This is a genomic window from Streptomyces sp. NPDC037271, from assembly GCF_055603605.1.
Genome location: NZ_JBVJVN010000026.1, coordinates 71,646 through 93,463 on the forward strand (window position 1 = coordinate 71,646; position 21,818 = coordinate 93,463).

Annotated in this window: 20 protein-coding genes and 2 pseudogenes; 12 read left to right on the forward strand and 10 right to left on the reverse strand. The window is 70.0% G+C overall.

Going from position 1 to position 21,818, the window contains the following annotated elements; all coding sequences use genetic code 11:
* Positions 1–7 precede the first annotated feature (7 nt).
* On the forward strand, positions 8–331 hold the full coding sequence (locus tag ACZ7G3_RS30485) for a putative quinol monooxygenase (protein WP_470929388.1): 324 nt from the start codon (positions 8–10) through the stop codon (positions 329–331).
* A 130-nt stretch (positions 332–461) separates the two neighbouring features.
* Positions 462–1,154 (forward strand): SDR family NAD(P)-dependent oxidoreductase, encoded by a 693-nt coding sequence (locus ACZ7G3_RS30490; protein ID WP_470929390.1) that lies wholly within the window; start codon positions 462–464, stop codon positions 1,152–1,154.
* Positions 1,155–1,265: 111 nt separating this feature from the next.
* Here the strand turns inward: ACZ7G3_RS30490 and ACZ7G3_RS30495 are convergent.
* Together ACZ7G3_RS30495 and ACZ7G3_RS30500 are read right to left on the reverse strand one after the other, a co-directional pair.
* A pseudogene (locus ACZ7G3_RS30495) lies at positions 1,266–1,370 on the reverse strand (DUF6328 family protein); the annotation flags it as partial.
* A gap of 70 nt (positions 1,371–1,440) precedes the next feature.
* A pseudogene (locus ACZ7G3_RS30500) lies at positions 1,441–1,731 on the reverse strand (DUF1330 domain-containing protein); the annotation flags it as partial.
* A 310-nt stretch (positions 1,732–2,041) separates the two neighbouring features.
* Between ACZ7G3_RS30500 and ACZ7G3_RS30505 the strand changes: the two are divergent.
* Genes ACZ7G3_RS30505 through ACZ7G3_RS30520 form a run of 4 tightly spaced genes read left to right on the forward strand, consistent with a single transcriptional unit; the run spans position 2,042 to position 6,413 of the window.
* On the forward strand, positions 2,042–2,185 hold the full coding sequence (locus ACZ7G3_RS30505; RefSeq protein WP_470929392.1) for a hypothetical protein: 144 nt from the start codon (positions 2,042–2,044) through the stop codon (positions 2,183–2,185).
* A 36-nt stretch (positions 2,186–2,221) separates the two neighbouring features.
* The gene (locus ACZ7G3_RS30510; protein ID WP_470929394.1) at positions 2,222–5,350 is read left to right on the forward strand and encodes an FAD-binding and (Fe-S)-binding domain-containing protein; all 3,129 of its coding nucleotides are present in this window, start codon (positions 2,222–2,224) and stop codon (positions 5,348–5,350) included.
* Complete coding sequence (locus ACZ7G3_RS30515) at positions 5,278–5,580, forward strand: cation:proton antiporter domain-containing protein (protein WP_470929396.1); 303 nt, start codon at positions 5,278–5,280, stop codon at positions 5,578–5,580. Before ACZ7G3_RS30510 ends, ACZ7G3_RS30515 begins: the two co-directional genes overlap by 73 nt.
* Positions 5,568–6,413 (forward strand): cation:proton antiporter domain-containing protein, encoded by an 846-nt coding sequence (locus ACZ7G3_RS30520; protein ID WP_470929398.1) that lies wholly within the window; start codon positions 5,568–5,570, stop codon positions 6,411–6,413. Before ACZ7G3_RS30515 ends, ACZ7G3_RS30520 begins: the two co-directional genes overlap by 13 nt.
* On the opposite strand, the gene ACZ7G3_RS30525 is transcribed toward ACZ7G3_RS30520, so the two are convergent.
* The 6 genes from ACZ7G3_RS30525 to ACZ7G3_RS30550 form a co-directional block, all read right to left on the reverse strand.
* Positions 6,362–7,450: an enolase C-terminal domain-like protein gene (locus tag ACZ7G3_RS30525; RefSeq protein WP_470929400.1), complete on the reverse strand. Its 1,089-nt coding sequence runs from the start codon at positions 7,448–7,450 to the stop codon at positions 6,362–6,364. The two genes, ACZ7G3_RS30520 and ACZ7G3_RS30525, sit on opposite strands and share 52 nt — an antisense overlap.
* Positions 7,451–7,494: 44 nt before the next feature.
* Positions 7,495–9,339: a thiamine pyrophosphate-requiring protein gene (locus tag ACZ7G3_RS30530; protein WP_426525848.1), complete on the reverse strand. Its 1,845-nt coding sequence runs from the start codon at positions 9,337–9,339 to the stop codon at positions 7,495–7,497.
* Between the two features lie 139 nt (positions 9,340–9,478).
* Entirely contained in the window at positions 9,479–9,889 is a 411-nt protein-coding gene (locus ACZ7G3_RS30535) for a four-helix bundle copper-binding protein (protein WP_470929402.1), read from the reverse strand.
* A complete protein-coding gene (locus ACZ7G3_RS30540; RefSeq protein ID WP_470929404.1) occupies positions 9,886–10,755 on the reverse strand; it encodes a Ppx/GppA phosphatase family protein in 870 nt (289 codons plus the stop codon). The genes ACZ7G3_RS30535 and ACZ7G3_RS30540 overlap by 4 nt, the downstream gene beginning before the upstream one ends.
* A 177-nt stretch (positions 10,756–10,932) precedes the next feature.
* The gene (locus tag ACZ7G3_RS30545; RefSeq protein ID WP_470929406.1) at positions 10,933–11,160 is read right to left on the reverse strand and encodes a DUF5133 domain-containing protein; all 228 of its coding nucleotides are present in this window, start codon (positions 11,158–11,160) and stop codon (positions 10,933–10,935) included.
* A gap of 122 nt (positions 11,161–11,282) precedes the next feature.
* A complete protein-coding gene (locus tag ACZ7G3_RS30550) occupies positions 11,283–11,699 on the reverse strand; it encodes a CBS domain-containing protein (RefSeq protein ID WP_189232012.1) in 417 nt (138 codons plus the stop codon).
* A gap of 207 nt (positions 11,700–11,906) precedes the next feature.
* On the opposite strand from ACZ7G3_RS30550, the gene ACZ7G3_RS30555 reads away from it, so the two are divergent.
* On the forward strand, positions 11,907–12,713 hold the full coding sequence (locus ACZ7G3_RS30555; protein ID WP_470929408.1) for an SDR family NAD(P)-dependent oxidoreductase: 807 nt from the start codon (positions 11,907–11,909) through the stop codon (positions 12,711–12,713).
* 225 nt (positions 12,714–12,938) lie between these two features.
* Here ACZ7G3_RS30555 and ACZ7G3_RS30560 read toward each other — a convergent pair whose 3' ends face one another.
* Positions 12,939–14,210, reverse strand: a complete 1,272-nt coding sequence (locus ACZ7G3_RS30560; protein ID WP_470929410.1) for a cytochrome P450 — start codon at positions 14,208–14,210, stop codon at positions 12,939–12,941.
* Between the two features lie 298 nt (positions 14,211–14,508).
* Here ACZ7G3_RS30560 and ACZ7G3_RS30565 point away from each other — a divergent pair, with 298 nt between their 5' ends.
* Positions 14,509–14,901, forward strand: coding sequence for a hypothetical protein (locus tag ACZ7G3_RS30565; RefSeq protein WP_470929412.1), 393 nt, complete (start codon positions 14,509–14,511; stop codon positions 14,899–14,901).
* A 384-nt stretch (positions 14,902–15,285) separates the two neighbouring features.
* Here ACZ7G3_RS30565 and ACZ7G3_RS30570 read toward each other — a convergent pair whose 3' ends face one another.
* Positions 15,286–16,005: a FadR/GntR family transcriptional regulator gene (locus ACZ7G3_RS30570; protein WP_470929414.1), complete on the reverse strand. Its 720-nt coding sequence runs from the start codon at positions 16,003–16,005 to the stop codon at positions 15,286–15,288.
* Between the two features lie 263 nt (positions 16,006–16,268).
* Here ACZ7G3_RS30570 and ACZ7G3_RS30575 point away from each other — a divergent pair, with 263 nt between their 5' ends.
* Genes ACZ7G3_RS30575 through ACZ7G3_RS30590 form a run of 4 tightly spaced genes read left to right on the forward strand, consistent with a single transcriptional unit; the run spans position 16,269 to position 21,709 of the window.
* The gene (locus tag ACZ7G3_RS30575; protein ID WP_470929416.1) at positions 16,269–18,560 is read left to right on the forward strand and encodes a beta-galactosidase; all 2,292 of its coding nucleotides are present in this window, start codon (positions 16,269–16,271) and stop codon (positions 18,558–18,560) included.
* A complete protein-coding gene (locus ACZ7G3_RS30580; RefSeq protein ID WP_470929418.1) occupies positions 18,553–19,881 on the forward strand; it encodes an ABC transporter substrate-binding protein in 1,329 nt (442 codons plus the stop codon). The genes ACZ7G3_RS30575 and ACZ7G3_RS30580 overlap by 8 nt, the downstream gene beginning before the upstream one ends.
* On the forward strand, positions 19,878–20,843 hold the full coding sequence (locus tag ACZ7G3_RS30585) for a carbohydrate ABC transporter permease (RefSeq protein WP_470929420.1): 966 nt from the start codon (positions 19,878–19,880) through the stop codon (positions 20,841–20,843). Before ACZ7G3_RS30580 ends, ACZ7G3_RS30585 begins: the two co-directional genes overlap by 4 nt.
* The gene (locus tag ACZ7G3_RS30590) at positions 20,843–21,709 is read left to right on the forward strand and encodes a carbohydrate ABC transporter permease (RefSeq protein WP_073931175.1); all 867 of its coding nucleotides are present in this window, start codon (positions 20,843–20,845) and stop codon (positions 21,707–21,709) included. The genes ACZ7G3_RS30585 and ACZ7G3_RS30590 overlap by 1 nt, the downstream gene beginning before the upstream one ends.
* The last annotated feature ends 109 nt before the right edge of the window (positions 21,710–21,818 follow it).

Here is a 21,818-nt window from a genome sequence, read left to right on the forward strand (position 1 = left end):
AATCACCATGACCGCAACACTCGCCGGCTACGTGACCGTCGTCTGGGACGCGAAGGCGAAGGCGGGCAGGGAGGACGACCTCAAGGCGTTCATCACCGCCGCCGTCACCCCCTCGCGCAACGACCCCGGCAACATCGACTACGAGGCCCACGAAGTCGAGGGCCGACCCGGCGAGTTCGTCATCTACGAACGCTGGGAGACACGCGCTCACCTCGACGCACACCTCGCCGCGCCCCGGATGCGGGAACTCGTCCCGCAGATGCTCGAACTGATCGACGGATCCATCGAGGACGGCATCCGCCTGCTGCGTCCGTTCCGTCCCGCCCACTAGAGCAGGGCGCCCGCCGACGTCGGCGTCGACGCCGACGGAGCACACCGCCGCGGAACCAATCCCTTGGGTGCTCCCGGTGACCGCTTTCCGGGAGCACCCGCTCCGACGACACGCACAGGAGAGACACGACGTGACCACCACATTGATCACCGGCGGCAACAGGGGCCTCGGCCACGAGATCGCGCGCCGACTCGTCCAGGCGGGCCAGACGGTCTGGATCGGAGCCCGGGACGCCGGGAACGGACGCAAGGCCGCCGGCCGGCTCGGCGCCGGCTTCGTCCAGCTGGACGTGACCGACGACGCGTCGGTCGACGCGGCGGTCGAGACGCTGCGCGCACGGGTCGGCCACCTGGACATTCTCGTCAACAACGCCGGCATCCTCGGCGAAGTGACCGCACCCGAGGACCTGACGGCCGACCAGATCCGCCACGTCTACGAAACCAACGTCTTCGGCCTGGTGCGCGTCACGCACGCGTTCCTGCCCCTGCTGCGGAAAGCGACCGCCCCGTCCGTCGTCAACGTCACCAGCGGACTGGGGTCGTTCACGCTGACCCACGACCCGGAGCGGGTCGAGTCGCAGTATCCGCTCGCCGCCTACGGCTCGTCGAAGAGCGCGGTCACCATGCTGACCACGCAGTACGCCAGGACGATCCCCGACGTCCGCTTCAACGCGGTGGACCCCGGCCAGACCGCGACCGAGTTCACCGGCCACATCGGGCACAGCGTCGAGGAGGGCGCGGAGGCAGCGGTGCGTATCGCCACCCTGGGGCCCGACACGCCCACCGGCACGGTCACCGACCGCGCCGGCGCACTCCCCTGGTGACGGCGGCAGGCCCGACCCGCTGGCCTTCAGGCCGCGCACCTGGGGCGGACCGTGTTGCCCGTTGCTCCGGCATCCGGTCACGACGCCCTGCCCGCCTCGCGCCCCGGGCGCCTACGCGTCGTCGGTGGGGGAGCGCCGGGCGGCGCGGCGGCGCAGGCGCAGCGGCAGCACGTACCAGCAGAGGCCGAACCACAGCATGACCCCGCCGACGAGCACCGGCCTCGGACAGCGCGCGAGTCCGTAGCGCGGTGATCTGCTGGTAATCGGGGTCGGTGACCATGCTGCTGAACGTCTCCCGGCTGGGATAACGGACCAGAAGCACCGCGTCCCAGGTCTGGCCTTCCCCGGCCACGAGGGGCGTATCACCGTCGCCTGCGTAGAGCAGTTCCCCTCCGTATCTACTCAGGAAGACGGCCGCTCGGCGTGAGTATTCCTCGTAGGACCGCCGCCGTCCGGCGTGAACCGCAGAAGGTTCAGCACCACGAACGGCCCATCCGGGCTGTGCGTAGCGAAGGCGTTGAGAACCGCCTTGTCGGGATCGACAGTCACGGGCTGCTCCTGTCGGTCGTCGTGGGATGCTTCCCGCCCGCCCGGGACGGGTGGTACGAGGCTAAGCGATGACAGGCCCCTTGCATACCGCCCGGTCGGTACCCTCGTCTTTCGTCGTGAACTCGCCTGCCATTCCTCGGCTGTCAGGACGACGTCCAGCTCCCCCGTCACCGGCTTCGACGAGTCGAATCGGTACGGCTGTACGTCAGCAGGTCTCGCCGTCATCGGCGGGGCGCCGCAGTTTCAAGAACCCCTGACAGGACACCCAAAAACGGTCATAAGGAGCACGCCTGTCGCGTCGCCCGGTGACGGTGATACGAAATCGACAGAGGAGACACATGAAGGCTGTCGCGTGGCACGCGCTGGGGGACATACGCCTCGATGACGTGCCGGAACCGAAGATCAAAGACCCGTACGACGCGATCGTGCGGATCACGACGTCCGCCATCTGCGGCACCGACCTGCCGGCGTCAGCCGGTTGATACCGACGCACCCCTCGTCACCAGTGGAGGTTGTTCATGGACCCGGTTGATCTGCCTCTTCCCGTCGTCCTGCGTCCGCAGGAGCAACCCGATGCGGGTGTCCTGGAGCGGGACCTGCGGTCCCGCGTCGACGGGGAGGTGCGTTTCGACGCGGGCACGCGGGCGACGTACTCGACCGACGCCTCCAACTACCGGCAGGTACCCATCGGCGTGGTCGTCCCCCGGACGGTCGAGGCGGCCCGGGAGGCGGTGGCGGTATGCCGTGAACACGACGCGCCGCTGCTGTCGCGGGGTGGCGGCACGAGCCTTGCCGGCGAGTGCTGCAACACCGCCGTGGTCCTGGACTGGACCAAGTACTGCAACCGGCTGGTCTCCGTCGATGTGCGCAGCCGACGCTGCGTCGTCGAGCCGGGCATCGTGCTGGACGACCTGAACCGACAGCTGGCCGACTACGGACTGATGTACGGCCCCAAGCCGGCCACCCATCCCAACTGCACGATCGGCGGGATGATCGGCAACAACTCGTGCGGGTCGACGGCCCAGGCGTACGGCAAGGTCGTCGACAACCTGTACCGCCTCGAAGTCCTCACTTACGACGGCGTACGCATGTGGGTGGGCCGGACGGACGACGGCGAACTGCGACGGCTCGCAGCGTCCGGCGGGCGCACTGCCGAGCTGTACCGCGGCATGACAGCCCTGCGCGACCGGTACGCCGGCCTCGTCCGCGAGCGCTACCCGGACATTCCGCGCCGGGTCTCCGGCTACAACCTGGACTCGCTCCTGCCCGAGCACGGTTTCGACGTCGCCGGGTTGCTCACCGGCTCCGAGTCCACTCTCGTCACCGTCCTGCACGCGGAACTCGAGCTCGTTCCGGTACCGAAGCACAGCGCGCTGGTCGTGCTCGGTTACGAGGACATCTGCCAGGCCGCCGACCACGTACCGGCAGTCCTCCGGCACGAGCCGGCGGCGCTGGAGGGCGTGGACCACCAGTTGATCCACTTCCAGCAGGAGAAGCACCTCAACCCCGACGCTCTGAAGGAACTGCCCGACGGACGGGCCTACTTGATGGTGCAGCTCAACGGCGACACCCGCGAGGAGGTGGAGAAGCGGGCCGAAGCGCTCATCGACGCCAAGCCCGACGACGTCGACCACACCTGGTACGACGACCCGCGGCACATCGAGCAGCTGTGGAAGGTGCGCGAGTCCGGGCTCGGTGCGACCGCGCACGTCCCCGGCATGCCGGACACCTGGGAGGGCTGGGAGGACTCGGCCGTGCCCGTGCACCGCCTCGGTGACTACCTGCGTGATCTCAAACGCCTCTACGAGGAGTTCGACTACGGGCACCCCTCGGTCTACGGCCACTTCGGTCATGGCTGCGTCCACACCCGCATCCCCTTCGACCTGGAATCGGAGCAGGGGATCGCCCGGATGCGGGCGTTCGTGGAACGCGCCGCCGATCTCGTCGTCTCCTACGGTGGATCGCTGTCCGGCGAGCACGGGGACGGCCAGTCCCGGGGCGAACTGCTGACGAAGATGTTCGGGCCGGAGCTGATCGAGGGCTTCGAGCGGCTCAAGGGCCTGTTCGACCCGGAGAACCGCATGAACCCGGGCAAGATCGTCGTTCCCTACCGCCTCGACCAGAACCTGCGGCTGGGAGCCGGCTACCTGCCCTGGGAACCGGAAACCGTCTTCTCCTTCCCGCACGACGACGGCAAGTTCAGCCGGGCCGCTGCCCGCTGCGTCGGAGTGGGCAAGTGCCGTTCCTCGGAAGGTGGGGTGATGTGCCCCAGCTACCGGGCCACCCGCGAGGAGGCGCACTCCACCCGTGGCCGTGCCCGCCTGCTGTTCGAGATGGTCAACAACGACGACGACTCCCCGGTGACGGACGGCTGGCGCTCCGACGAGGTGCACGACGCACTCGATCTCTGCCTGGCCTGCAAGGGATGCAAGACGGACTGCCCGGTCAACGTCGACATGGCCACCTACAAGGCCGAGTTCCTGCACCACCACTACAAGGGCCGGTTGCGGCCGCTCGCCCACTACTCGATGGGCTGGCTACCCGCCGTCGCACGAGTCGTCTCGCTCGCCCCCCGCACCGTCAACGCCCTGGCATCCGTGCCCTGGCTGGCACGTGCGGCGAAGGCGCTGGGCGGAGTGGCGCCGGAGCGGGATGTGCCGGTCTTCGCCGAACAGCGCTTCACCGACTGGTGGCGTGAGCGGGGTGGGCCGCGTGGTGACGGACAGCGGGGGGAGGTCGTGGTCTGGCCCGACACCTTCACCGACCACTTCCACCCCGCCGTCGGCCGCGCCGCCGTCGAGGTACTGGAAGCGGCCGGCTTCCGGGTCAAGGTGCCCGAACACGCGGTCTGCTGCGGGCTGACCTGGATCTCCACGGGACAGTTGGGCGTTGCCCAACGCGTTCTGGGACACACCCTCGATGTGCTCCGCGAGGATCTGCGCCGGGGCACCCCCGTCGTCGGTCTGGAACCCAGCTGTACCGCCGTCTTTCGCGCCGACGCCGTGGAACTGCTGCCGAAGGACCCGGACGTGGAGCGGCTGCGCGCTCAGACCAGGACGCTCGCCGAACTCCTGGTGGAGCGTGCCGACGACTGGCGGCCGCCCCGGGTCGACGCCCGGGCGGTCGTCCAGCGTCACTGCCACCAGTACGCCGTCATGGGCTTCGACGCCGACCGCGAGATCCTCGAGCGGGCCGGGGTCGACGCCGACGTCCTCGACGCCGGATGCTGCGGACTGGCCGGCAACTTCGGGTTCGAGAAGGGCCATTACGACGTGTCCATGGCCTGCGCCGAGGCCGGGTTGCTGCCCGCCGTACGACAGGCCGACGACTCCACCCTGGTGCTCGCCGACGGCTTCAGCTGCCGTACTCAGGTCGACCAGGCCGGCACCGGACGCACCCCGCTGCACCTCGCGGAGATCCTCGCGGCCGGCCTGCGTGGGAACCAGCCCGTGGCGGACCGGCCCGTGCCTCCAGGCCGACGCGCACTGCTGCCGCTGGCCGGGGCGGGCGCCGTCCTGCTCGCGGCCGCCGTCGGCGCCCGACGTGTCCGGGTGTCCCGTACCAGTTGCCGGCCGTGCTCTTCGTCCAGGAGATGGTCGTCGGCGCGGTGCTCGGCGCCGCCGGCGGATGGGCGCTCAAGTGGCTGATGCGCAGGGTAGCGCTCCCGGCCGAGGGCCTCTACCCGCTGCGCACGCTCGCGGGGGCGTTCGCGGTCTACGGACTGGCGACGGTGGCCCACGGCTCCGGGTTCCTGGCCGTCTTCGTCGCCGGAATCCTGCTCGGCGACGTCCGGGCTCCCTACAAGAGGGAGACCGAACGCTTCCACACCGCGCTGGGCAGTCTGGGGAGGTCGTCGCCTTCGCCGTGCTGGGGCTGACCGTACCGCTGTGGACGTTCACCGCCGAAGGCGCGTGGCAGGACGGACTGATCCTGGCGGTGCTGCTCGCCCTGGTCGTGCGTCCGGTCGTCATGGCCGTTCTGCTGTGGCGCATGTGGATGAGCCTGGGGGAGAGGGCGTTCCTCGCCTTCACCGGGCTCAAGGGCGCCGTGCCGGTGCTGCTCGGCAGCTACATCGTCAGCTCACAGATCGCGGACGCCGATCGCCTGTACGACATCGTCTTCGTCGTGGTCGTCTTCTCCGTCGTGGTCCAGGGATCGCTGGTGCCCACCGTGGCGCGGTGGTGCCGGGTGCCGATGCGGTCGGTGGAACTGGAGCCGTGGGCTTTGGGAGTGCGCTTGCGTGACCGCCCCGAGGGGGTGGTCCGCCACGTGGTCGCGGAGGGCTCCCCGGCAGACGGCACCACCATCGAGGAACTCGACCTCGGCGAGGACACCTGGATCAGCCTCGTCGTCCGCGAGGGGCGCCTGCTTGCCGTGAGCGGCTCCACACGGTTGCGCAGGGACGACGAGATCCTGCTGCTGACGGGAGACGACGACGAGACATGTTCGGCAGGACGGATCCGGTACCGGCCCGGCCCGCCGAGGAGGCCGTTGAAGACGGCACCCGTCGTGCCATGCGGGCGCGCACAGCCAGGCGATCCCGCCGCGCGGATCGATGAGCGCCCCGCGTTCCCCGTCGGCGATCAGGGCGTAGTCACGCAGTGCCCAAGGGACGTCCGCCCGGGGCGTCACCGCATCACCGGTCGTGGCGTGCCGGGTCATGCGGTGCGGAAGCGGTCGGCGGCCGTGCGGTTCAGCGCGAGTCCGTGACCCGGTTCACCGGTGGCGCCGGGGGTGACGGTGCCGCCTCGCGGGTCGAGCGTGCCGTGGAACAGCGTGTTCTCGACGCGGACATGGTCGTGGAACCACTCCAGGTGACGGGTGTTGGGCACGGCTGCGGCGACGTGGGCGTGCAGGTGCGGGGCGCAGTGACCCGAGATGTGCAGCCCGAGCCCTTCGGCCACGGCGGCGGCGCGCAGCCAGACGGTGATGCCGCCGCAGCGGGTGACGTCGGCCTGGAGGCAGTCGACGGCGCCCGAGGCCGCCATTCGGGCGAGGTACGGGAGGTCGTAGCCGTATTCACCCGCGGCGACGTCGGCGGTGACGGCGTCGCGTATCTCGCGCAGGCCGGTCAGGTCGTCGGAGGAGACGGGCTCCTCCAGCCAGGTGACACCGAGGTCGGCCATGGCCGCTGCCATACGTACGGCCTGCTTGCGCGTGTAGCCGCCGTTCGCGTCGACGTACAGTTCGGCGGTCTTGCCCACGGTACGGCGTGCCAGCGCGGTGCGGTGCAGGTCGCGGGCCGCCTGGCGGCCCCAGGACTCGGCGACCTTGATCTTCACCCGGTCGATGCCCTGATCGGTCCAGCCGCGCAGTTGCTCGACGAGCTGGTCGTCGTCGTACGTGGTGAGGCCGCCGCTGCCGTATACCGCGACCTCGTTGCGGGCAGCGCCCAGCAGACGCAGGAGCGGCAGGCCCAGGAGGCGGGCCTTGAGGTCCCACAGCGCCGTGTCGACGGCGGAGACGGCGCCGGCGGCGATGCCGGGCCTGCCGGCGTTGCGCAGGGCACGGCTCATCCGGTCGTTGGCGGCGGGGGCGTCGAAGGCGTCGTGCCCGACGACGAGGTCAGCCAGTTCGTGCTCGATGACGGGTGCGGTGGCGGGCGATCCGTAGGTGAAGCCCAGGCCCGTGACGTCCTCCGCGACGGCCTCGACCAGCACCAGGGTGGTGGCCTCCCAGGTCACAGTCGCGTCACCGCCCGGCAGATCCGTGGGGATCCGGTAGACGGAGACGGCCAGGTCCTCCACGGCCGGACTGCCGCGGAGAACCTGACCTGATGAGGCCGCCTGGGTCACTTGTTCTCTTCGGTGCTGTCGTGCGGTCCGGCGCCGGGGCGGTCGTCGCGGTGGCGACTGCCGGGCAGCATCTCCTGCACCTTCGCCTTGAATCCCTGCTTCACCATGGAGCCGCGGTCGCTGTCACCCTTGAGGATCGCTGCGGCTGCGGCCTCGATCTGGTCCAGCTCGGCGTGCGGCGGGATCGGCGGGACGGCCGGGTCGGTGCGGAAGTCGATGACGAAGGGCCGGTCCGCGGCGAGGGCCTGGTCCCAGGCGGACTCGACGTGCTTGGGCTTCTCCACCCGGACCCCGTCCAGACCGAACGACCGTGCGATGTCCGCGTACGGCAGGTCGGGAATGTGCTGGGACTCCTCGAACTGCGGGGCGCCGGACATGGCGCGCATCTCCCAGGTGACCTGGTTGAGGTCGCCGTTGTTCAGCACCGCCACAATCAGCCGCGGATCCGACCACTCACGGTAGTACTTCGCGGCGGTGACCATCTCCATCATGCCGTTCATCTGCATCGCGCCGTCACCGACCAGGGCGATGGCGGGCCGGTCGGGGTGGGCGAACTTGGCGCCGATGGCGTAGGGCACGCCGGGGCCCATGGTGGCCAGGGTGCCGGACAGGGAGCCGCGCATCCGGCCGCGCAGCCGCAGGTGACGGGCGTACCAGTTGGCGGCCGAGCCGGAGTCGGCGCTCAGGATCGCGTCGTCGGGCAGCTTGCCGTCCAGGGCGTGGACGACGTACTCGGGGTTGACCGGGTCGGCGCTGACGGCGGCGCGGCGCTGCATGACCTCCCACCAGCGGGCGACGTTCTTCTCGATCTTCTCCCGCCAGGAGCGGTCCTCCTTGCGGTGCAGGCGGGGCAGCAGCCGCTGGAGGGTCTCGCGGGCGTCGCCGACGAGGTTGACCTCGTTCGGGTAGCGCAGGCCGATCATGTGCGGGTCGATGTCGATCTGCACGGCCCGGGCCTGGTCCAGCTCCGGCATGAACTGCGTGTACGGGAAGCTGGAGCCGATCATCAGCAGGGTGTCGCACTCCTGCATCAGCTCGTAGGAGGGACGGGTGCCCAGCAGGCCGATGGAGCCGGTGACGTAGGGCAGGTCGTCGGGCAGGGCGTCCTTGCCGAGCAGTGCCTTGGCCACGCCGGCACCGAGCACGTCGGCCAGCCGCTCGACCTCGGCGCGGGCGCCACGGGCGCCCTGCCCGATCAGGACGGCGACCTTCTCGCCTGAGTTGAGCACGTCGGCGGCCCGCTGGAGGTCCTCGTCGGCGGGGACCGGCGCGTACCGTCCCATTCCGAGGCTGGAGGGCACCATCTTGAAGGAGTGCGTGGGCGGGCTGTAGTCCAGCTCTTGCACGTCGCCGGGAAGGATGATCGCCGTGACGGTGCGCTTGGCGTACGCGGTACGGAAGGCCCGGTCGATCAGGTTCGGCAACTGCTCGGGGACCGTGGCCGTCTCGCAGAAGTCCGAGGCGACGTCCTTGTACAGGCTGGCCAGGTCCACTTCCTGCTGGTAGGAGCCGCCCATCGCACTGCGGTTCGTCTGCCCGACCAGGGCCACGACGGGGACATGATCGAGCTTGGCGTCATAGAGCCCGTTCAGCAGGTGGATCGCGCCCGGTCCGGACGTCGCCGCGCACACGCCGACCTTGCCGGAGAACTTCGCGTAACCGACGGCCTGAAAGGCAGCCATCTCCTCGTGCCGGGCCTGGACGAACTTGGGTTTGTTGTCCGCGCGTCCCCAAGCGGCCAGCAGCCCGTTGATGCCGTCCCCCGCGTAGGCGAAGACATGGTCGACGTCCCAGTCGCGCAACCGCTGGAGAATGTAGTCGGACACCTTCGTGCTGGCCATGCAAACTCCGTTTCCGATCTCGATGGTGAACGGCGGTCCCCGGCGTCTGGACGCCCGCGGGCACGACACAGCCCATGGGTAACCGTCTGGCTACGCGGGAAACGTCGCCCTCGTGGGGCCCGCCTCGGCCGCGCGGGCGTCAGCCGAGGGAGGCGAGCAGGTCGTTGCACGCTTCCTCGCAGCGGCGGCACGCCTCGGCGCAGACGCGGCAGTGCTCGTGCTGCTCGGCGTGGCTCGCGCACTCGTCACCGCAGGCTTTGCAGACGGTGGCGCAAGCCGTGAGGACGGCCCGGGTGACGTTGGCGTCGTAACCGGTGTGGCGGGAGAGGACGGCGGCCGTGGCGGCGCAGATGTCGGCGCAGTCGGCGTCGGTCCTGATGCACTTGGTCAGTTCGGCGACCATGTCCTCCGACAGGCAGGCGTCCGCGCAGGCCGTGCACGCCTGAGCGCAGGCGACGCACTCCTCGATGCAGCGGGCGAGCTTGTCCCGGTCCACACCGCCCAGGTCGGCGGGGTGAGCGGCGAGCATGTCCCGGACAGCAGCGTTCATGGGAGTCTCCAGTGAGTGCGGTGGCAGTGGAAGCCCGAATGGGCCCGACCCTTGACGCGTAACACCGAACGGTGGTGGGGAAACCCGCTCGGACGCGAAGGCGCCCATGGCGGCGGGCCCCAGTTCGGCCAGGCGCCGCAGGCCGGCCTTGAGATCGTGGCGGTCCAACTGACGTGGGACGAAGACCCCTGACGGCCGGGGGCCGCCCCGCAAAGCCAGCCGAGCTGGTGGAAGGTGCGTGAGGTCGCCACGGCGGTGCGCGGCCCCTCCCACTGCATCCGGGCGGTGACGTCGCGCAGTTCGTGGCGGACGCGACGCCGTACCCTGCGGAGCTGTTCGGGCGTGGGGGTGGCGTCGTGATCCAGGTACTCCCGTGTCAGGTGGACGACACCGAGCGGCAGGGAGACGGCGAAGTCAGGAGTACGGCCCCGGCCGGAGGCTATTTCGAGAGAGCCGCCGCCGATGTCGAGCAGAACCATGGGCCCGGCTTGCAGGCCGATCCAGTCGCGCGCGGCCAGGAACGTCAGCTCGGCTTCCAAGTCGCCGGGAAGAATGTGCACGTCCAGGCCGGTGCGCGCGCGTACCTCGGCCAGGACGTGCTGCTGGTTGGCGGCGTCCCGGACGGCGGCGGTCGCCACGGCGAGCGGTTCGCCCACTCCCCAGTGGGCGGCCTCCCGGCGCCTCCCGGTGATCGTCTCCGCGAGCTGTTCCGCGGCGCCCGAGGCGAGCCGGCCGTCGCCGGTGCACTTCTCCGCGAGCCGCAGTCGCCGCTTGCTGCTGTGCACCGGCAGCGGAACGTCACCGTGTCCGTCGGCGACGACCAGCCGCACTGTGTTCGATCCGATCTCCACCACCCCGAGTCGCATGGGTGGTGAGTAACCGGCGACGGTCCTGTACGCCTGTGCATCAGTGCTTCGAGAGGCTTTTGCAGCCGTGAAGGGCGAGCGCATCGGTGACCGGGTGACCCGCCGTCGTCGATCACGTCGGCGTGAGGCCGCCGGACGAGGAGCGGCCCGTCGACGGCTCGCGGCCGGATCAGGCTCTCAGCCTGTGAGAGGCGTCTTGTCCGCCCACCGGGCCCCAGACATCTGGTGGCGTGCCGCGATGAGGGCGGAGGCGATGTCACGCGTACCGGTGGACACGCACAGGGTGTAGCTGACGTCGTCCAGGCGCTGCCGGGCTTCCTCACCGCTGCTTTCGGCGTGCAGCGTGCGCAGCGCCTCGTACTGCTCGACCAGGTTCTTCAACACGGCCGGGTGGGCCATCAGCATCGGGGGTCTCCCTTGGTCGCCGCCACGCGCTCGGGTCGCACACGGACCTGGGTGCCCCGAGCCCCGGCCCCCAGTCCCACGTCCTGTGGAACAAGGGGCCGGGGCTCGGGACAGGGGCGACGTCAGTCGGTGGACAGCGCCTGCAGCAGATCACCGACCTGGGGGTCGGGCAGGGAGCGGGCGACATCGGCCTGGGCGACCATGCCGACCAGGTCGTGTCCGTCGATCACCGGCAGGCGGCGCACCTTGTGCGCGGACATGGTGCGCAGGATCTCCTGCACGTCGTCGTCGGCACCGATGGTGACGGCCTCGCCCTGGGCCAGTTCCCCGGCCGGACAGGTGGCCGGGTCCTTGCCGGCACCCAGGACCTTCACCACGATGTCCCGGTCGGTCAGGACACCCTTCAGCTTGTTGTCGGTGCCGCAGATCGGCAGGGCGCCGACCCCGAGGTCCTTCATTTTGCGGGCCGCGTCCAGCACCGTCTCCTCGGCACCGACGCATTCGGCTCCGCCGGTCATGATGTCTCGCGCCTTGGTCATGGACTCCCCTTCTTCGGCGTGCCGCCTCCCGCACGGGTGCCGAGGGGCGGCGGTTGAACTGACGCGACATGTGTTCCCGAGTGCCAGGGCTGGTAACGGGCTCTTTCCTGCTCTTCCGCTCACCGCGTGCGTGCGCAGCCTGCGAGTGACGGTTATTGCGACCGTCCCCCAAGGCGTGGCACGGGGCGCGGCGGTTACCCGTCCGCCATGACTGACACACGGCCACTCGCCCTGATCACCGGCGCGTCCAGCGGAATTGGCCGCGAACTGGCCCGGCAGTTCGCGCACCACGGCTACGACCTGGTGGTGAACGCCGAGGACGAGGCGCTGGAGTCTGCCGCCCAGTACCTGCGGGAGTCGGGAGCGGAGGTCCGCGCGGTGCGCGCCGATCTCCGGACCGGCGAGGGACGCTTCCTCCTTCTCGACGCGCTCGACGGACTGACCGTCGACGTCGCCGTCCTCAACGCCGGGGTGGGCCGGGGCGGAGCCTTCGTGGACACCGATCTCGCCGACGATCAGGAGGTCATCGACCTCGATGTCACCGCGACCGTGAGACTGGCCAAGCCGCTCCTGCGGGCCATGGTGGCGCGAGGAGCGGGCCGGCTCGCCTTCACCTCGTCCGTCGCCTCGACGATGCCCGGTTCCTTCCAGTCCGTTTACAACGCCTCCAAGTCGTTCGTGCAGTCCTTCGCCCAGGCCCTGACGGAGGAGGCGAAGGACACCGGCGTGACCGTGACCGCCTTCATGCCGGGACCGACGGACACGGCCTTCTTCGACCGGGCCGGCATGGCGGACGACACCCGGATCGGCACCATGAAGAAGGACGATCCGGCACAGGTGGCCGAGCAGGCATTCGAAGCGATCATGGCGGGTGGGACGAAGGCCGTGACCGGGTCCTTGAAGACCAAGGCACAAGGGCTGGCGGGAAAGGTGCTGCCCGACGGGGTCAAGGCGGCGGCCCACCGGCGACTGGCGGAACCGGGAACTGGCAAGGCCCCCGAACAGCCCTCCTGAGGGGCGGACGGGCGTCGCCGCGCCCGCCCGAGGTATCTGCTCCGTCGGCGCCGAGTCCCCGGTCCCCGTTGCCTGAGGGGAGAGCACCGGCCTCTGACGGGCGGGTAGGGCGACGTCGGCGGTACGCAGCGCTCGGACCGGCGTACCGCAGGCCGGTCCGAGGAAGAACCGCTGGCGGGAGGCTCGCCCGCTCAAAGGTCCGCAGCTCACACGGGGGTCCGCAGCTCACACGGGCGTCGGCGTGCGCTCACTCGTCGTCCGCACGTCCTCTACGGCGAAGCCGCTGCGCACTCGCGCCGGGATGCGTCGCAGAGAGATCCTCAGGTCCTGATCGGGGACGGCGTAGTCGAGGCGGGCAAGACGAAGTGCGAGAGCCTCGAGCAGCCCGATGGTCAGCCCTTCCCCGGGGCAGCGGTGACCGGTGCGTGGCTCGCCGCCGCCCTGCGGGACCAGTTCGTCACGCTCGACCGCGTGCTCGAGGAACCGCTCGGGGCGGAAGACGAACGGGTCGCCCCACAGCTCCTCGTCGTGGTTCTGTCCGAAGACGTCGAGCAGCACCATCCCGCCGGCCGGCAGCGAGACTCCCCGCCAGGCCAGATCGCGGACGGCCAGGCCGCCGAGGAACGGGGCGAACGGGTAGAAACGGCGCACCTCGTGCACGAACGCGGTGGCGTAGGCGGCGCCACCGCCGCGCAGCCGCTCACGCAGGCCGGGTTGCAGATGCAGCGCGTGCGCCGTGTAGGCGACGAACCAGCAGACCGCGACGGTGGGGCGCAGGACGTTCAGCAGCTCGACCGCGGCCGTGCGCGGGTGGAGCAGATCGCCGTCGGCCTCGCGGTGCTCGCACACGGCGGCGAGCACCGATCCGTCAGGGGCGGCTGCCTCGCCGGCGCGCACGTCCTCGATGAGCTGGGTGAAGCGCTGCTCCTGGCGGCTTCGGGCACGTCGCGCTCGCCACTGTCGTGGCCCGGCGGTGGCGAAGCCGTCGACCATGGCGACCAGGTCGCGGGCAAGGTCCTTCGTCTCTTCGGTGCCCTCGCCGAGCGGAACACCCGCCCAGCGGCACACGCCGCGGGTGAGCACCACGCTCGCCGCGTCGAACAGCACGGTCTGCTCGGCCTCGCCCCACTGCCGGACCGCGTCGTCCCACACGGCCGTCACGTGCTCGACGAGACCGGCGATCCGGTCGGGGCGCAGCAACGGCAGGAAGAACTCCTTGCGGGCGCGGTGCGCATCGCCGTCGAGCGTGTGGACGGCGTCATGACCGAACAAGGTGCTCAGCACAGGCCCCGGCAGGGCGCCGCCGCGGCGTACGTTCCCTTCGTCGTAGAAGAACCGCACCGCTTCCGGTCCGCGCACGACGAGCGCCGGCTTGCCCAGCACCCGAGTGCGAGCCACGCCATCGGGGCGTTCCCGCAGCACGCTGGGCAACCAGGAGTAGCCCTGGACGAGAGCCGGCAGGGAACGGTCGATCAAGGGTGCGGTCGGCATCTGCATGGCCACCGGGTGCCCGCGCCCTCAGCCGGGACACGTGGTGGTTGATACAAGAAGGCGAACAGTGAGGCGCCGGAGGCGTGGGCTGGCCGATCCCCCTGGGTGGACCGAAGCGCGCGCTGTGCGTGCGCGCCGGTGACACCGTCACCGCTGATCGGTATGCCGACGCCCTCGCGCTGGGAGCGGGCGTGGATGCATCGGCGGGCCGGATCGCGGACCCTCCCTCTATGGACTGGGCTTTCACCGGATCACTGCGGCCGGGCACCGGGACAAGGCGCTGGAGTACGGCAAGGACATCTGGATGCGGTACACCCTGCCGACCCAGCATTTCCTGTACTTCGGTATCCAGGTGAAGCGCGGGAAACTGGACGCCACCGGCAAGTCCAGGGCGGGCAATGCCAACATCGCTGAGATCCACAATCAGGCCCTGATGATGCTGGCGCACGAAATCTTCGACCCCGAGACCAACCGGCGCGTCCTCGTCGACCATGCGTTCATCGTGGTCGGCGGGGAGACCACCAAGGCTGCACGCAACTGGCTGGGCAACGCGTTGGACGCGGCGAAGCGGAGCCAGATCATGTTCATGGATCGCGACGACATTTTGAACCAGCTCGTGGTGACCAACCTGCCGCTTCCCGTGGGTGCACTGCCGGGTGCGATGTCAACTGATGACACCGCGGAAGCGCCATTCTGATGCTCGTTCGGGGGCCGCGGCCTCAGGCGGACGAGCAGACGTCGCCCACTTTGTCAGCTTCGGGGAAGTATGGGACGTGCCGCCGCGACCGCGCGGCCTGCCTCCGCATCCTTCGATGCCGCATCCCGTCACCACCTCGGCGTCGACGACTCACTCGCCAGGGAGCTCGTCACCCCCCAGCCGGGAGCGGATGGCCCCGCTCGTACGGCGACTGCGCGAGGAAGACCGTGCGCTCAGCGTCTACCTGTGCTGTTCGGGGTGAATCTCGGTGCCGCTGAGGAATGCCGTGGCGGACGATGGCCGAGCCGGATGCGACGGCCGCCGCTGTTGTCACAGTTGTAGGGCCACTTGATGCAGCAGCGGCTTTGGGAGAAGTGAGCGCTGTCAGCGGGGAGCGGCTGACCGGTCCCCGGTGACTTGGTCGAGGTCGTGCGTCGCCTGGGCCAGCAGATCGAGCATGGCCAGCTCCGCTCGCGCCGCGTCCTGGTCGCGGACGGCGTCGAATACGGCCTTGTGGCTGGGCAGGGGGTCGGATGCCTCGCTGTGGGAGTGCACCATGCGGTCGCGTGCGCGCAGCCCCGGCTCCAGGAGCAGGTCCATGCGGGCCAGTATCTCGTTGCCGGTGGCGTTGAGCAGGGCGCGGTGGAACGCGGCGTCCGCTTCCGCGGCGCCTTCGGGGGAGTGGGCGTGCGCCTCGGCCATGGCGTCGAGGGCACTCTGCATCGCCTGCAGGTCGTCATCGGTGCGATGCAGCGCGGCCCGGTGCGCCGCAGCGGGCTCCACGATCGAGCGCACGTCGGCCAGGTCCCGCATCAGGCGCTGCCCCCCGCCGGTCTCCACCTGCCAGCGGATGAGGTCCGCGTCGAGAAGGTTCCAATGCTCGCGCGCGCGGACGAAGGTGCCGCGTTTCTGGCGGGCGTCGATCAGTCCCTTGCCGGCGAGGACCTTCAGGGACTCGCGCATGACGGTCAGGCTGACGTCCAGTTCCTCACCGAGCGCGCGAACGTCGAGCGTGGCGCCTTCGGGCAGGTCACCGCCGACGATGCGGGTGCCCAGGGCGTGCACGATCTGCCCGTGTACGCCTCGGCCGGTGTAGGACGCCATGCGGTGTTCTCCTCGCGATGGGAAGCGGTTGTCGTGCTGGATGTGCATGTTGCCGCGCTGGACGTGTTCATCCTACCTCTGAACGTTAATTATGAATACATCTTGACAGGGGTGCGGGCCCCACCCACGATGAACCCACTTCACACGAGCCGCTCTTGTAGGAGCCGATTGTCATGTTGTCCCTGCATGCCCCCGGAACGCCCCCGGTCTTGACCGGCCATCTGCCGATGGGCAGCTCCGACACCGCGTCGCAGTCATTGACCGTGGACAGCCAGAGCCTGATCCGGGACGGGCGGCCCTGGATTCCCGTCATGGGCGAGTTCCACTTCAGCCGCTGCCCGGCGGCCGAGTGGCGCGAGGAGCTCCTCAAGATGAAGGCGGGCGGCATCGACCTGGTCGCCACCTACCTGTTCTGGAACCAGCACGAGAACGAGCGCGGCACTCTGCGCTTCGACGGCGACCTTGACCTGCGCCGCTTCGTGGAGCTGTGCGCCGAGCTCGACCTGGCTCTCGTGGTGCGGCTTGGCCCGTGGTCCCACGGCGAGTGCCGCAACGGCGGCCACCCGGACTGGCTGCTGAACGAGGTCGACTGCACTCCGCGCAGCGACGACCCGGCCTATCTCGCGCTGGTCGAGCCGTACTACCGGCGCATCGCCGAGGAGCTGCGGGGCCTCTTCCACGACGACGGCGGCCCGATCGTCGCCCTGCAGGTGGAGAACGAGCTCTATGACAACCCCGGCCACCTGGCCACGCTGCGGCGCATGGCCGAGAAGTTCGGCATGCGCGCCCCGCTGTGGACCGCGACCGCCTGGGGCGCGGCCGACATCCCGCAGGACACCCTGCTGCCGCTGTACGGCGGTTACGCGGAGGAGTTCTGGGTGGACGCCGAGATGGGGCCGGCGCGGGAGATGCGCCGCCACTTCTTCTTCACGCCGATCCGTGACGACCACGCCATCGGCGCCGACCTGCGCATCGCCGACTCCACCGGCACCGGGCCCGACACCAGCCGCTACCCGTACGCCACCTGCGAGTTGGGCGGCGGCATGGCCATCGCGTACCACCGACGGCCGCTCGTACGGGCCGCGGACACCACAGCACTGGCGCTGACGAAGCTGGGCAGTGGGTCCGTGTGGCAGGGCTACTACATGTACCACGGCGGCTCGCAGCGGGTGGACCTCAAGGAGCCCAACCAGGAGAGCCACGCCACCGGCTATCCCAACGACATGCCGACGGTCACCTACGACTTCCAGGCACCGCTGGGTGAGTACGGCCAGGCGCGGCCCGTGTTCCACGGCCTGCGACTGCAGCACCTGCTCCTGGAGAGCTACGGCGCCGACCTGGCGCGGATGCCGCTCGCGCTGCCAGATGCCGAACCCACCTCGCTGGACGACGCCACCACCCTGCGCTGGTCGGTCCGCTCGGCCGGCGACCAGGGCTTCCTGTTCGTCAACAACCACGACCCGTACGCCGCGCTCCCCGACCACGAGAACGTTCAGTTCAGCGTCCAGCTCGAGGGCGGCCGGACTGTCACCCTGCCCGCGCAGCCCGTTCCCGTACCCGCCGGTGCGCACTTCGTCTGGCCGATCGGCCTGGACCTGGGCAGTGGTCTGCGCCTGGAGTGGGCGAGTGCGCAGCCGGCCACCCGGATCGCGCTGGAGGACGGCACACCCCTGACCGTGCTGGCCGCCGTCGACGGCATCCCCGCCACCCTCGCCCTGCCCCTGGACGCGGACATCGAGGGCCCGGCCCAAGTGGAACGCACCGGTGAGCACACCGTGGCCACGCTCACCGAGCCCGGCACCGGCGCCCTGCTCACCGTGACCGGCCCGTCCGGCACCGCCAAGGTCCTCGTGCTCTCCCACGAACAGGCCCTGCAGCTGGGCAAGGTCGACGTCTACGGCCGTGAACGGCTCTCCCTCAGTGCGGATGTGGTGGTCGCCGATGGCGGTGCACTGCACATGCACCTCTCCTCCGCGTCCCCGTCCATCGCCCTGCTGCCCGCACCGGACGCCCTGCACGCAGAAGGCATCGGGCAGCCCACGGCCGACGGAGCCTTCAACCGCTGGCAGCTGACTGCGGCACCGCACCTGCCGCAGCCGACCCTGGAGTGTGTCCGGGAGCGGGCCGTGGCTGCCCCGGCCCGCACAGGCGGCGGACACCAGCGGGCTTCCGCGCCGCTGGAAGCCGACTTCGACAAGGCCGCCGTTTACCAGATCACCGTTCCCGCCGAGGCTCTGAACAGCGAGGGCGAAACCCTCCTGCGCGTGCGCTATACCGGCGACGCGGCCCGCGCCTACATCGACGGCAAGCTCATCGCCGACGACTTCTGGTTCGGGCCCAACTGGGAGATCGGACTGCGCCGCCACGCCGAGGCCGCCGCACGCCACGGCATCGAGATCCGCGTGCTGCCCCTGGATCCGGCCTCCGTCATCTACGTGGACGCCACCGCCCGTGAGGGACTTGACGCCGCACGAGACCGCGCCGCCGTCGAAGCGGTCGAGCTGGTGGCCGTACCCCGTATATCGCTGCGCGAGGCGGGAGGCGGACGTGACTGACATCAGCCGCAGAAGCCTGCTGAGGGCGGCGGGCGGCGCCGGGCTGGGACTGCTCGCCGCCCCCGCGCTGGCCGCGTGCGGCAGCTCGGCCGCCGCGCCCGTGCGCTCCGGGAACGTGACCGTCAGCCTGTGGACGCACGACCCCGGCTACGTGAAGACCTTCCAGAGCGCAGCCAAGGACACGAAGCTGATGCGCGGTTCGCGCTTCGCCTACTCCGTGAAGCCCACCGCCGCAGCCGGCAGCGACGTCGTGACCCGCATGATGGCCCAGGCAGTCGCCGACGGCGACACCCCCGACCTCGCCGGGCTGATCACCGACCAGTTCCCCCGGGTGATGAACGCCCGCATCGCCGAGAACCTCTTCGTCGATCTGCGCGACACCGTCCGCCCGTTCGGCGACGACCTGCTCAAGCTGGCCCCGTACTCGGTCGACAAGGTCCCTTACGCCCTCGACTCCGACAACTCGATCACGGTCCTCTATTACCGGCAGGACGTGTTCGACAAGTACAAGGTGCCCGAGACGGTCGAGACCTGGGAGGAGCTCCTCGAGCACGGCGAGCGCCTCGCCAAGGACCACAAGACCAGCATCGGCATGGTGTCCACCGGTGACAACGGCGCGATCGTCAACGGGTTCAACCAGTTTCTGCTGCAGCGCGGCGGCGGCTTCTTCAACGCCTCCGGTGAGCTGACCCTGGACTCGCCCGAGGCGCTGGAAGTCCTGGAGTTCATGACCCAGGGGGTCCGCTCGGGCGCCTTGCTCGCCCTGCCCGACCCGTACGGAGCCGCCTGCGCGGCGGCCCTGAAGACCGGGCGGCTCGCGGCCACCGCCATGCCCAACTGGTACAACGCCTACGGACTGCAGGCCAACGTGCCCGACCAGAAGGGACGTTGGCGGATGCGCACCCTGCCCCGCTTCGAGGGCGGCGGGCATGTTGGCTCCACCCTGGGCGGCACCGGCATCGCCGTGCTGAAGGACAAGCCCCACACCCAGGCGGCACTGGAACTGCTCAAGCGCGTCTACCTCACCCGCGAGGGCCAGATCCTGCGCTACAACAACGGCGGCTTCCTGCCCACCCTCCAACCCCTCTACCGGGACCCCGAGTTCACCCAGATCGAAGACGAGTACCTCGGCGGCCAGCGGGTCTTCGACGTCTACGGCAAGGCGGCCGCCGACCTGCCCGTCTTCTACCAGGCCGCGGGCATGCAGATCCTCATCGACGTCCTGGGCGGCCCCCTTCTGGACGCGCTCAAGGGCCGCACCTCGCCGGCCGCCGCCCTCAAGGCCGGACTGAAGGCATACCGACAGCAGGTGAAGCGATGACTGCTCCCACCCCGACCCGCTCCGCGCCCGCCGTCCCGGCCGCGGCGAAGGGCGCCTCCACGGACGGCGCCACGTCCCGCACCTGGTGGATGCGCCGCCAGCGCACCTGGGCCCCGTACGTCTTCATCTCGCCGTTCTACCTGCTGTTCGGCCTGTTTATGCTGGTGCCGATCCTGGTCGGCCTCTACCTCAGCTGTACCGAATGGGCCGGCCTGGGCACCCCGCAGTGGGTCGGCCTGCGCAACTACCGCGACCTGCTGAGCGATGCCAGCTTCTGGACCGCCGTCGGCAACACCACGCTGTACGTCGTCTTCACGATGTGTGTCGTGCTCCCGGCCTCGCTCCTGATCGCCCAGGCGCTCAACGCCCGCGGGCTGCGAGGACGCGATCTGTTCCGGCTGACGTACTTCATGCCCGTGGTGATCTCGCCGATCGTCATCATCCTGGTCTTCGGCCTGTTCTTCGACACCGAGTTCGGCCTCCTGAACGCCCTGGGCCAGGCCCTGTTCGGGTTCGGCGGCATCGACTGGCTCGGGGACCCGGAGTGGGCGAAGGTCTCCGTGGTGATCCTGGTGCTGTGGCGGTGGACCGGCTACCTCACCATCTTCTTCCTGGCCGGACTGCAAAACGTGCCGCGCGAGCTGTACGAGGCCGCCGCCATCGACGGCGCCGGACCGGTCAGCCGCTTCCGCAACGTCACCCTGCCCTGCCTACGACCGGTCACCGCGTTCGTCGCGGTCACCGTCCTGGTCAGCACGGCGCAGATCTTCGACGAGCCGTTCCTGCTCACCCAGGGCGGCCCCGGCGAATCCACCCTGTCCGTCGCCATGTTCATCTTCCGCGCCGGATTCCAGCGCCAGCAGCTCGGCTACGCGGCGGCCGCCGGCGTCCTGCTCTTCATCGCCGTGTTCGTGCTCGGCCGGCTCGCCATGCGCCTGCTGCGAGTCGGAAGGGATGACTGATGACCACCATCGACCACGCGGTCCGGCCCACCGCCGACCGGACCCGTCGCAGGGTCAGCCGCACCCTGCTGTACGTCTTCCTGATCGCCCTGCTGCTGGTCTTCGCGGTGCCGCTCCTGTGGGCCCTGTCGGCGTCCTTCAAGGACCGCGCCGACATCTTCAGCTACCCGCCCGAGCTGTTTCCGTCGCCGGGGACGCTGGCCAACTACCGCGGCCTGCTTGACGGCAATCCGTTCTGGAGCTGGCTGCTGACCAGCACGGTGGTCGCCCTCATCTCCACCGTGGCCTCGGTCCTGCTGTGCGCGCTGGCCGGCTTCGCCTTCGCCAAGTACCGCTTCCGGGGCAAGAACGCCCTGTTCACCATCATGTTCAGCTCGCTGGCCGTCCCGTTCGCGGTGATCGTCGTCCCGCTGTTCATCATGGTCGCCAAGGCCCACTTGACCACCCCGTACTTCGCCCTCGTCGTCCCCTGGGTGGCCCCCGCCTTCGGCATCTTCATGATGCGCCAGTTCGTCGAACAGTCCGTCCCCGACGCCCTGCTGGACGCTGCCCGCGTCGACGGGTGCACCGAGTTCGGGCTCTTCTGGCGCATCGTGCTGCCCCTGCTGCGGCCGGCCCTGGGGGCGCTTGGCGTGTGGTCCTTCCTCAACAGCTACAACAGCCTCATCTGGCCGCTGATCGTGGTCAGCGACCCCGGCGACTACACCCTCCCGCTGGGCCTGCAGGCCATCTTCGCCGCCACCGGCCGCCAGTACGACCTGGTACTCGCCGGTGCCGTGCTCGCGGCGATCCCGAGCCTGGTGGTCTTCTTCGTGCTGCGCAAGCAGCTCCTCGAAGGACTCACCGCAGGCGCCGTCAAGAGCTGATCCACCCGTGCCCGGTCAGGCGCGCGGACCCACCAGCCAGGGGGAGTCCGCGCGTCCGGCCCGGCCTGCCCACCCCGGCCGGACGAGCCGGGTAGGTACCCCACATTGA

Coding starts and splice junctions, on each gene's coding strand:
- ACZ7G3_RS30485 (WP_470929388.1), top strand. CDS start 8: ATGACCGCAACACTCGCCGGCTACGTGACCGTCGTCTGGGACGCGAAG.
- ACZ7G3_RS30505 (WP_470929392.1), top strand. CDS start 2,042: ATGAAGGCTGTCGCGTGGCACGCGCTGGGGGACATACGCCTCGATGAC.
- ACZ7G3_RS30510 (WP_470929394.1), top strand. CDS start 2,222: ATGGACCCGGTTGATCTGCCTCTTCCCGTCGTCCTGCGTCCGCAGGAG.
- ACZ7G3_RS30530 (WP_426525848.1), bottom strand. CDS start 9,339: ATGGCCAGCACGAAGGTGTCCGACTACATTCTCCAGCGGTTGCGCGAC.
- ACZ7G3_RS30535 (WP_470929402.1), bottom strand. CDS start 9,889: ATGAACGCTGCTGTCCGGGACATGCTCGCCGCTCACCCCGCCGACCTG.
- ACZ7G3_RS30540 (WP_470929404.1), bottom strand. CDS start 10,755: ATGCGACTCGGGGTGGTGGAGATCGGATCGAACACAGTGCGGCTGGTC.
- ACZ7G3_RS30545 (WP_470929406.1), bottom strand. CDS start 11,160: ATGCTGATGGCCCACCCGGCCGTGTTGAAGAACCTGGTCGAGCAGTAC.
- ACZ7G3_RS30550 (WP_189232012.1), bottom strand. CDS start 11,699: ATGACCAAGGCGCGAGACATCATGACCGGCGGAGCCGAATGCGTCGGT.
- ACZ7G3_RS30555 (WP_470929408.1), top strand. CDS start 11,907: ATGACTGACACACGGCCACTCGCCCTGATCACCGGCGCGTCCAGCGGA.
- ACZ7G3_RS30560 (WP_470929410.1), bottom strand. CDS start 14,210: ATGCAGATGCCGACCGCACCCTTGATCGACCGTTCCCTGCCGGCTCTC.
- ACZ7G3_RS30565 (WP_470929412.1), top strand. CDS start 14,509: ATGCGGTACACCCTGCCGACCCAGCATTTCCTGTACTTCGGTATCCAG.
- ACZ7G3_RS30570 (WP_470929414.1), bottom strand. CDS start 16,005: ATGGCGTCCTACACCGGCCGAGGCGTACACGGGCAGATCGTGCACGCC.
- ACZ7G3_RS30585 (WP_470929420.1), top strand. CDS start 19,878: ATGACTGCTCCCACCCCGACCCGCTCCGCGCCCGCCGTCCCGGCCGCG.
- ACZ7G3_RS30590 (WP_073931175.1), top strand. CDS start 20,843: ATGACCACCATCGACCACGCGGTCCGGCCCACCGCCGACCGGACCCGT.